General features: G+C 71.7%; 8 protein-coding genes. 7 read left to right on the forward strand and 1 reads right to left on the reverse strand.

Annotation, left to right across the window (positions count from 1 at the left end):
• The first annotated feature begins 584 nt into the window (after window positions 1-584).
• From ABZ635_RS26755 to ABZ635_RS26785, 7 genes are all read left to right on the forward strand, one after another.
• On the forward strand, window positions 585-1,943 hold the full coding sequence (locus tag ABZ635_RS26755) for an ATP-binding protein (protein ID WP_357769984.1): 1,359 nt from the start codon (window positions 585-587) through the stop codon (window positions 1,941-1,943).
• Complete coding sequence (locus tag ABZ635_RS26760; protein ID WP_357769995.1) at window positions 1,943-2,347, forward strand: roadblock/LC7 domain-containing protein; 405 nt, start codon at window positions 1,943-1,945, stop codon at window positions 2,345-2,347. Before ABZ635_RS26755 ends, ABZ635_RS26760 begins: the two co-directional genes overlap by 1 nt.
• The gene (locus ABZ635_RS26765; protein WP_357769986.1) at window positions 2,344-2,700 is read left to right on the forward strand and encodes a DUF742 domain-containing protein; all 357 of its coding nucleotides are present in this window, start codon (window positions 2,344-2,346) and stop codon (window positions 2,698-2,700) included. The genes ABZ635_RS26760 and ABZ635_RS26765 overlap by 4 nt, the downstream gene beginning before the upstream one ends.
• A complete protein-coding gene (locus ABZ635_RS26770; RefSeq protein WP_357769988.1) occupies window positions 2,681-3,295 on the forward strand; it encodes an ATP/GTP-binding protein in 615 nt (204 codons plus the stop codon). Before ABZ635_RS26765 ends, ABZ635_RS26770 begins: the two co-directional genes overlap by 20 nt.
• Window positions 3,292-4,509 carry a cytochrome P450 gene (locus ABZ635_RS26775; RefSeq protein WP_357769989.1) on the forward strand — a complete coding sequence of 406 codons (1,218 nt, stop codon included), beginning with the start codon at window positions 3,292-3,294 and terminating at the stop codon, window positions 4,507-4,509. The genes ABZ635_RS26770 and ABZ635_RS26775 overlap by 4 nt, the downstream gene beginning before the upstream one ends.
• 75 nt (window positions 4,510-4,584) lie before the next feature.
• On the forward strand, window positions 4,585-5,826 hold the full coding sequence (locus tag ABZ635_RS26780; RefSeq protein WP_357769991.1) for a cytochrome P450: 1,242 nt from the start codon (window positions 4,585-4,587) through the stop codon (window positions 5,824-5,826).
• Between the two features lie 169 nt (window positions 5,827-5,995).
• Window positions 5,996-6,928 (forward strand): hypothetical protein, encoded by a 933-nt coding sequence (locus tag ABZ635_RS26785; RefSeq protein ID WP_357769992.1) that lies wholly within the window; start codon window positions 5,996-5,998, stop codon window positions 6,926-6,928.
• Between the two features lie 179 nt (window positions 6,929-7,107).
• On the opposite strand, the gene ABZ635_RS26790 is transcribed toward ABZ635_RS26785, so the two are convergent.
• Window positions 7,108-8,553 (reverse strand): nucleobase:cation symporter-2 family protein, encoded by a 1,446-nt coding sequence (locus ABZ635_RS26790; protein ID WP_357769994.1) that lies wholly within the window; start codon window positions 8,551-8,553, stop codon window positions 7,108-7,110.
• Between the last annotated feature and the right edge of the window lie 297 nt (window positions 8,554-8,850).

Below are 8,850 nucleotides of genomic sequence, written 5' to 3' on the forward strand. Positions count from 1 at the left end.
CGCTCCTCGTCTTGCGAGAGATTGCCTGGAGGCCGCTCGCGTCGATCGGCGCGAGCGCCGAACCAACCGAAAGCATCCACGGAACACGCCCTAGGCGCCCGACCGCCGAAGTCCCCGCACCCGCCCCGACACACCCACCCCGCCACACCCGCGTGCCGGAATCTCATCCGCCGTGTGCCGGTCACTTTCCCCAGCGCGGTGAGCGGCGACGTGATTCCCGGGGCGAGCCGGGTATTCCGGCTTCTGGCTATTCGTGCGTCAGTGCAGTTCAGGAATGGTTTGCGGGGGTTCGGTGCGTGTTCCCCGCGACTTTTCCGAGTGGCCCCTCCGCCTCCGGTCGCGGCCTGGTATCGGCCTGCGGTACAACGTGGGCCGTAGGGCTGATAACGGCCGGTATTCGTCATTGTCCTCCCATGGGCGCCAGGTGGGGCAAGTGGTATCTTTGCTCGCTGTGTGATCGAAGGGCTGGTTGAGCACTATGGCGCCGCCCGTGTCGCATAACAGTGCACGTGGGTGGTGAACACCCTTTATGCGTGCCCTTCGGTGTGTGCAAAGAGTGAGGACGTGTCCGGACATGGAGCACCATGACTGACCCCACCCCCGGCTCCGAAGGAGCGCGGTCCCCGGCCGCTGCCGCCCCGCGCTGGCTGCTCGTCCTGGTCCCGGCCCTGCCCGCCTGGGGTTGGGCGCTCTGGGCGGTCCACCCGGACGAACGGACACCGGTCCTGGCGGCGGGCGCGGTCGGACTCCTGCTCCTCCTCGTGCTCGCGCTCATGATGGTCCGCCGCGACCGCCAGCTCGCCGAACTCCGGGACCGGGTCGACACGGCGCGCGCCCAGACCGCCGCGCTCTCCACCCAGCTCCTGCCGCGCATGGTCGAACGGCTGCGCGCCGGGGACTCCGCCGACACCGTCCTGCACCAGATGCCAGCTGTGGACGACCCGTCGGTCTCCGCCGTCCTGCGCGCCGTCGCCACCGAGATCTCCGCCTCGGAGCGGCGCCGCTCCGCCGCCATGGCGGCGTGCGCCACGGCCGCGGGCCGGGTCCAGGCGCTGTCCACGACGATGCTCGCCGACCTGCGCCGTATGCAGGAGCGTCACGGCGACGGCGACGCCGGGAGCGACGTCCTCGGCGACCTCATGCAGCTCGACCACACCACCGCACAGACCGGACGGGTCGCCGACAGCATCGCGATCCTCACCGGCGCGCGGTCGGGCCGCCGGTGGAGCCGCGCGATTCCCATGGAGAGCGTGCTGCGCGGCGCCATGGGGCGGATCGGCGCCTACCAGCGCGTACGCACCCACAGTTCCACTCACCTGGCGGTGGCCGGGTTCGCCGCCGAGGGCGTCATCCACGCGCTGGCCGAGATCCTCGACAACGCGACCAAGTTCTCCCCGCCCACGGCAGAGGTGCACGTCCACGTGGAGGAGGTGCAGGCGGGGATCGCCGTCATGATCGAGGACGGCGGCCTGGTCATGGGGGACGAGGCGCTGCGCCGGGCCCGTGCCGCGGTCCGCGACGGCCTCGATCTCAGCACCATCTCCGGCACCCGCCTGGGGCTCTCGGTGGTCGGCCGCATCGCTCACCGGTACGGCCTGGAGGTCTCCTTCCGCCCCTCCTCCAGGGGCGGCACCGCCGTGGTCGTCCTCCTGCCCCAGCGCATCGTCAAACCGCTGCCCGTCAGCGTCCCCGAGCAGTCGGACACCGCTCCCGAATCCTCCTCCCGTGCGACGGCGGCCCCTCCTCCCGCCGCGCCGAACACCGCCCCCAAGGCGGACAGTGGACTGCCCATGCGCCGCCGGGGTCAGGCTCTCGCCGCGGCCGAGCGCAACCGCCCCGCCCCGGACGAAGAGGCCGGTCCGCGCACCCCCAGCAAGGGGTTCGGCGCGTTCCGCTCCGCCGTGCGCGGCCAGGACACGACCGACTCACCGAAGGAAGCATGATGGACCTCAAGACGCTGACCTGGCTGCTCGAAGGCCTGCTGGAACGCACACCCGGCACCCGGCACGCGCTCGTGCTCTCCCGTGACGGCCTCAAGCTGTGCCACACCTCGGGTCTGAACACCGACAGCGCCGACCACCTGGCCGCCATCGCGGCCGGGGTGCAGAGCCTGGCGCACAGTGCCTCGGTGGAGTTCGGCGACGGCCGTGGCGGGGTCCGCCAGGCGATGGCCGAGTTCTACGGCGGGCTCCTCTTCATCGTCGAGGCGGGGCACGGCACCCACCTGGCGGTCATCACCAACGGTGAGGCCGAGCCGGGGCTGGTCGGCCACAACATGAACGAACTGGTCGAGCAGATGGGCGAGCACCTCACCACGCCGTCCCGAGCCGGGGCCGAGCCGGCGTGAGCCCGTACCGACGGGAGAGCCCGGACCGGCTCTACATCATCACCTCGGGCCGCAGCCGCGGCGCCGACGAGTCCCTGGACGCCGTCACCCTCATCGTCGCGGAGAGCGGACCCGTGCCCGGCATGCAGTCCGAGCACGCCTCGATCCTGCGGCTGTGCGTGAGCCCCGTGGCGGTGGTGGAGGTCGCCGCCCACCTGCGGCTGCCCGTGGCGGTCACGCGCATCCTGCTCACCGACCTCCTCGACACCGGCCGGGTGACCGCCCGCCATCCGGCCCCGGCGCCCTCACCGGCGCATCCCCTCGCCTCCCCGGACGTGTTGGAGAAGGTGCTCGTTGCACTCCACAACCTCTGAAGCCGCCCCCGCCGACCAGCGGGTCACCCCGCTGGCGGACAGCACCGAACAGGCCCTGAAGATCGCCGTGGTCGGCGGGTTCGGGGTCGGCAAGACCACGATGGTCGGTTCGGTCAGCGAGATCCGTCCGCTGACCACCGAGGAGACCATGACCCGGGCCGGGGCGGGCGTCGACGACCTCGACGGGGTCGAGGGCAAGCGCACCACCACCGTGGCCTTCGACTTCGGCCGCATCACGCTGGACGCCACCTCGGTCCTGTACCTCTTCGGGGCCCCCGGCCAGGAACGGTTCTGGTTCCTGTGGGACCGCCTGTTCACCGGGGCGCTGGGCGCGGTCGTCCTAGTCGACACCCGGCGTCTGGAGGACTGCTTCTACGCCATCGACCGCCTGGAGGAGCAGGGAACGCCGTTCGTGGTGGCCCACAACGACTTCGGCGAGTCCGAGTACTCCCTGGAGGACGTGCGGACCGCCCTGGACCTCGACCCGGGCATCCCCCTCCTGCGCTGTGACGCCCGTGAGCGCGACTCGGCCAAGAGGGTCCTCATCTCGCTGGTGGAACACGTGCGTTCCCTGATCACGGAAGGTGCCCGATGACTGGCTGCCCCGTCCGGATGTACGGTCCCGAGTTCCAGACCGACCCCGGCGGCCTGTACGAGAGGATGCGCGCGGAGCACGGGCCGGTCGTACCGGTCCGGATGGAGGGCGACGTCCCCGCGTGGCTGGTGGTCGGCTACCGGGAGGTGCACCAGGTGGTGAACGACACCTCGGTGTTCGCGCGCAGCTCCGGCCGGTGGAACGCCTGGCACCTAGTGCCCGACGACTGGCCGATGCTGCCCCTGGTGATCCAGCTGCCGATGGTGCTCAACTCCGAGGGCGCCGACCACCGCCGCCGCGCCGGGGCGATCACCGACGCCCTGGCCGGTACCGACCTGCACGAGTTGCGCACCACCACGGCGCGCATGGCGGACCGGCTCGTCGACGGGTTCTGCTCCTCGGGTGAGACGGACCTGCGCGCCTCCTACACGGGGCGGCTCCCCGCCCTGGTCCTCAGCTGGATGTACGGGCTCGACTCCGTACGGGGCGACGCGTTCGCCGCGAACATGACCACGATGATCGACGGCGGCCCGGACGCCATGGTGGCCCAGCAGGCGCTGATGGCCGCGATGGCGGAGCTGGTGGCCGAGCGCCGGGCCCGCCCCGGCCCGGACGTGGTCTCGCGCCTGCTCGCCCACCCGGCCGGGTACTCCGACGAGGAGGCGGTCCCCGAGCTCATCGTCCTGCTGGGTGGCGGGAACCAGCCGACCGCCGAGTGGTTGGGCAACGCGTTGCGGCTGATGCTCACCGACGAGCGGTTCGGCGCCTCCATCGCCGGCGCCCGCAACAGTGTGCAGGAGGCGCTCAACGAGGTCCTGTGGGAGGACACCCCGACCCAGATCCAGGCCGGGCGCTTCGCCGCCCACGACGTGGAGCTGGGTGGCCAGATCATCCGCAAGGGCGACATGCTGCTCCTCGGTATCGCCGGAGCCAACCGCGACCCCCTGGTGCGCACCACGGCGGGCCGGATCGGCGACCGGGGCAGCCAGGCCCACCTGTCGTTCTCGCACGGACCGCACCAGTGTCCCTACCCGGCTCGGGAGATCGCCGAGATCATCGCCGTCACCGGGGTCGAGGTCCTGGTGGACCGTCTTCCGGACATCGAACTCGCGGTCCCGGAGTCGGAGCTGCGCTGGCGTCCCTCTCCGTGGGTGCGCGGCGTGACCTCCCTCCCCGTGGCCTTCACCCCCACCGACCCGTACGGGGCCGCCTGACCCGTCCGTACGTCCTCCGCGTTCCCGATCCCCGCGTCGATCCCACCTTCCCCCGAACTGACCCGAGGAGCACCGATGTCCTGTCCCGTGCAGCATGGAACCGTGACCCTGGACCCCTACGTCAAGGACCTGCGAGCCGAACGGGAGGTGCTCCACGCCGCCGGTCCGGTCACCCGCGTCGAGCTGCCCGGCGGGGTCACCGCCTGGGCGGTGACCCGGCACGAGGCGGCCCGCGCGGCGCTCACCGACCCCCGGTTGGTGAAGGACGTCGCGCACTGGGACGACTTCCAGCAGGGTCGGATTCCCGAGGCCTGGCCGCTGCTGAGCACCATCCCGCCCACCCCGACCAACCTGTTGGGGACGGACGGCGCGGAGCACCGGCGGCTGCGCCTGCTCACCGCGAAGGCGTTCTCCGCCCGCAGGGTGGAGCGGCTGCGCCCGCGCGTGCGTGAGCTGACCGTGGGTCTGCTGGACGCCCTGGAGGCGGGGGCGCACGAGCCGCTGGACCTCAAGAACGAGTTCGCCTTCAAGCTTCCGATGAGTGTGATCGGCGAGCTGTACGGCGTGGAGGAGGCCGAGCACGGCTACCTGCGCGACATGTACGTGAAGTTCTTCAGCGCGGTCACGAGCCCCCGGGAGTTCATGGAGACCTACGCGACGCTGGAGCGCTACTACGACGGCATGATCGAGGCCAAGCGGGCCGAGCCGGGCGACGACCTGACCACCGAGCTGCTCAACGCCGGGGAAGACGGGGACGCCCTCTCCGACCTGGAGGTGCGCGGCACGCTCCAGGTGGTGGTGGCGGCCGGGCACGAGACGACCGTGAACCTGCTGTGCAACGCGGTGCGCGCCCTGCTCGCCCACCCCGAGCAGTTCGACCTGGTCAAGGAGGGCAGGGTGGGCTGGGACGCGGTGGTGGAGGAGACCCTGCGCTTCGACCCGCCCACCTCCAACATGGTCTTCCGGTTCGCGACCGAGGACGTGGAGCTCGGGGGGAGGACCATCCGTAAGGGGGAGGCGCTGATGACCTCCTACGGTGCGATCAGCCGGGACCGGGACGAGCACGGTGAGGAGCCGCACCCGGACACCTTCGACCTCACGCGTGAGCGGGGGCACCACATCTCCTTCGGGTACGGGCCGCACGTGTGCCCGGGCTCCCATCTGGCCCGTATGGAGGGGCAGATCGCCCTGCCGCTGCTGTTCGAGCGCTTCCCGGACCTGCGGCTCGCGGTCGCCGACGAGGAGCTGGAGAACCACCCGTCCATCGTGGTGAACAGCCTCAAGGAGCTGCCGGTCCTGCTGCGCCCACAGGGGTAGTCCGGCTGTTCGGCGTCTGCCGGGGCCGCTTCGCGAGGGGGTCGGGGCGGCTCCGGGTCATGCCAGGGCAGGGGAGGTCCAGGACTTCGCCAAATATGGACGAAAGCGGACAATAGATAAAAATCGCCCCTAGGATCGGCAGTCCGAGTGCCGTGCCTGGGGGTGGGACATGTCGAGAACGGCCGCGGCCGTGGTCGCCCTGTCCCTCCTCCTGGTCGGCTGCGGCCCGGGGCAGGACGGGGGCACCGGGCCGGCGCCCGAGGACTGGTGGCCACCGAGTGGCGGCGCACCGTCGGAGTCCCCGCCCGTCCCCGGAGCCGACGCGCCGGTCAGCCCCGACCCGACCCCCGGCCCCTCCCCGGAGGCGCCCACCACCGCCCCCTCCGCCTCCGACGGAGCAGGAGGGGGAGCGGAGGAGAACGCGGGACAGGGGGTGCCCGAGGAGGCGGCCGCCTACATGGCCGCGCTCGCCGCCGCTGACGACCCCGCACGGATGCGCGACGGCCTCACTCTCGCGGAGGAGGACTCCACCGCCCACGCCTACCTGCGCCACGCCACGCAGGTCGCCAGCGCCAGGGAGGCCGCGGGAGAACCCTCCCCGGACGCCTCGCTCACACCCGCCGACGACGGATTCGAGCTCTGCGGCGGCTCCCCGGGGGCGGGAGGGGCGGACCCGGGCACGGACTGCGCCGTCTTCACCGACTTCGCCGCCGAGGACGGCCTGCTCACCGGCTTCCTCGTCGACGGGGCGGACCCCGGCAAACGACTGGTGACCGGGCACGGTGTCACCGCCAGCTCCGAGGGCGTCGACGTGCACCTGCTCACCGCCTACCAGGACGCCGCCGTCGACGGCCTCGTCGTCACCGCCGAGTTCACCACGGTCGACGCCGCCGACGTCGACCTCCCCGGCGCCGTCTACACCGGTCCCGACGGGGACACGCACCGCCCGCGGGACGCCGTGGGCGAGTACGAGCTCGACCCCGGAGCCACCACCCAGACCGTCCTCACCTACCCGGGGGCACGGCTCGGCGGGGAGCTCACCGTCACCGGATGTCTCAGCGAGTGCCAGGCCCTGGTCGACCTGCGCTTCCCGGTCGAGTGACCGGCACCCGCGTCGCGCTGGCTGACCTGAGCCCCGCCCCCTCACCGACGGGACCCCGATGGACGGCGTCCTGCGCGAGGCGCGCCGGAGCACTGAACCCCTCGGCGACGCGAACCGGGGCCGCCGACAGTGTCGGCGGCCCCGGCCGCGTTCCAGCGTGCCCGCTGGGAGTGTGCGGGTCAGACTCCGGCTGAGGAGGTCGGGGAGCCCTGGGTGGAGCCGTCGTCGACGGTCCCGGGGGCCGGGTCCGTCCCCGTACCGTCCGGGTCGTCGGCGGCCTTCCTCCGGCCGAGGCCCCAGACATTGAAGAACACGTTCAACAGGAGCGCGGAGGCCGTCGCCGTGACGATGCCCGAGTGCAGGATCATCGTGGCCCAGTCCGGGAAGGTGGCGAAGAAGTCGGGCGAGACGATCGACAGCACGCCGAACCCGAGCGCGACCGCCACGATCACGATGTTCTGGTTGTCCTCGTAGTCCACTCTGCCCAGGGTCTGGATGCCGGCGGCCGCCACCGAGCCGAACAGGACCAGCCCGGCGCCGCCCAGGACGGGCGAGGGGATCATCGCCACGACCCGGCCCAGGATCGGGAAGAGACCGATGACGAGCAGGAGCACGGCGCCGGCCGCGACCACGTAGCGGCTCCGGACCCTGTTCAGGGCGATCAGGCCGATGTTCTGGCTGAACGTGCTGCCCGGAAAGGAGTTGAGGACCGGCGCGACCACGGCCATCGCGGCGTCGGCGCGCAGACCGTCGGCCAGACGGCGCCTGTCGACCTTGCTGCCCACGACCGCGCTGACCGCGAGGATGTCGGCCATGCCCTCGGAGAGGATGACGATCATCATCACGCACATGGTGACGATCGCGGCCACCTGGAACTCCGGCGGACCGAAGTGGAAGGGGGTGGGCAGGGAGAAGACCGGGCCCTGGCCCACGGCGCCGAAGTCGACCTCGCCCAGTGCGGCGGCCAGCAGGGTGCCCAGCACCATGCCGAGGAGGATGCTCGCCCGGCCCCACACCCCGCGCAGCACCCGGGACAGCACCAGGATGATGACCAGGGTCCCGCCGCCCAGGAGGAGGTTGGTGTCGGAGGGGGTCCCGGTCTCGCTGTTGTCGGTGATCCAGCCGATCGCGACGGGGATCAGGGAGACGCCGACGATGGTGATCACGCTTCCGGTGACCACCGGAGGGAAGAAGCGGATCAGGCTCGCCATGACCGGGGCGATGAGGATGCCGAACAGCCCCGCGACGATCGAGGCGCCGAAGACGGCGGGCAGTCCGCTGGACCCGCCGATCGCGGTCATCGCGGTGATGGGGATGAACGAGGCGCCGATCACCAGCGGCATGCGCATACCGAACCGCCACACGCCCAGTGTCTGGACGAGCGTCATCAGACCGGCGACCAGCAGGGCCGCGCTGATGATCAGGCCGGTCTCCACCGGGTCCAGCCCCACGGCCGCGGCCATGATGAGCGGTGGGGTCACCACTCCCGCGTACAGGGCGAGGATGTGCTGGACGCCGTACGTGACCAGGTGGCGCAGGGGCGGGCGCTCGTCCTCGGGCCGCTCGGCCGTGGCGGGGGCCCGGTCTGCGGGCGCGGTGTCCGAGCCGCCCTTGCGGAACTTCATGTGGTGGGGCCTTCCGTGTGGATCTGTCGCCTCCAAATCATCGGATGATCCGAATTGACATGCAAATTCGGGGGGTCGGATTGGAGGAGCCACCAAAAGCGGAAGGGGTCGGTGGTGTGACCCTCCGTCGTCGGCACCGCGCGCCCGCCACCGGGCCCCGGGCCGCCACCGGAGTCCGCACCGCCTGCCCCACGGCGCCTACGGGGCGCGGGACGACCGCCGTACCCGGCCAGGGTCGCGAAGCAGACCGTCAGCGGAACCACGAACGCGGCGATGACCAGACCGGACCTGGTGAGC

This window comes from Nocardiopsis sp. NPDC007018 (assembly GCF_040635075.1).
GTDB lineage: Bacteria > Actinomycetota > Actinomycetes > Streptosporangiales > Streptosporangiaceae > Nocardiopsis.

Excerpts from the sequence above, each read along its gene's own strand:
- ABZ635_RS26755 (WP_357769984.1), top strand. The coding sequence starts at position 585 with ATGACTGACCCCACCCCCGGCTCCGAAGGAGCGCGGTCCCCGGCCGCT.
- ABZ635_RS26760 (WP_357769995.1), top strand. The coding sequence starts at position 1,943 with ATGGACCTCAAGACGCTGACCTGGCTGCTCGAAGGCCTGCTGGAACGC.
- ABZ635_RS26775 (WP_357769989.1), top strand. The coding sequence starts at position 3,292 with ATGACTGGCTGCCCCGTCCGGATGTACGGTCCCGAGTTCCAGACCGAC.
- ABZ635_RS26780 (WP_357769991.1), top strand. The coding sequence starts at position 4,585 with ATGTCCTGTCCCGTGCAGCATGGAACCGTGACCCTGGACCCCTACGTC.
- ABZ635_RS26785 (WP_357769992.1), top strand. The coding sequence starts at position 5,996 with ATGTCGAGAACGGCCGCGGCCGTGGTCGCCCTGTCCCTCCTCCTGGTC.
- ABZ635_RS26790 (WP_357769994.1), bottom strand. The coding sequence starts at position 8,553 with ATGAAGTTCCGCAAGGGCGGCTCGGACACCGCGCCCGCAGACCGGGCC.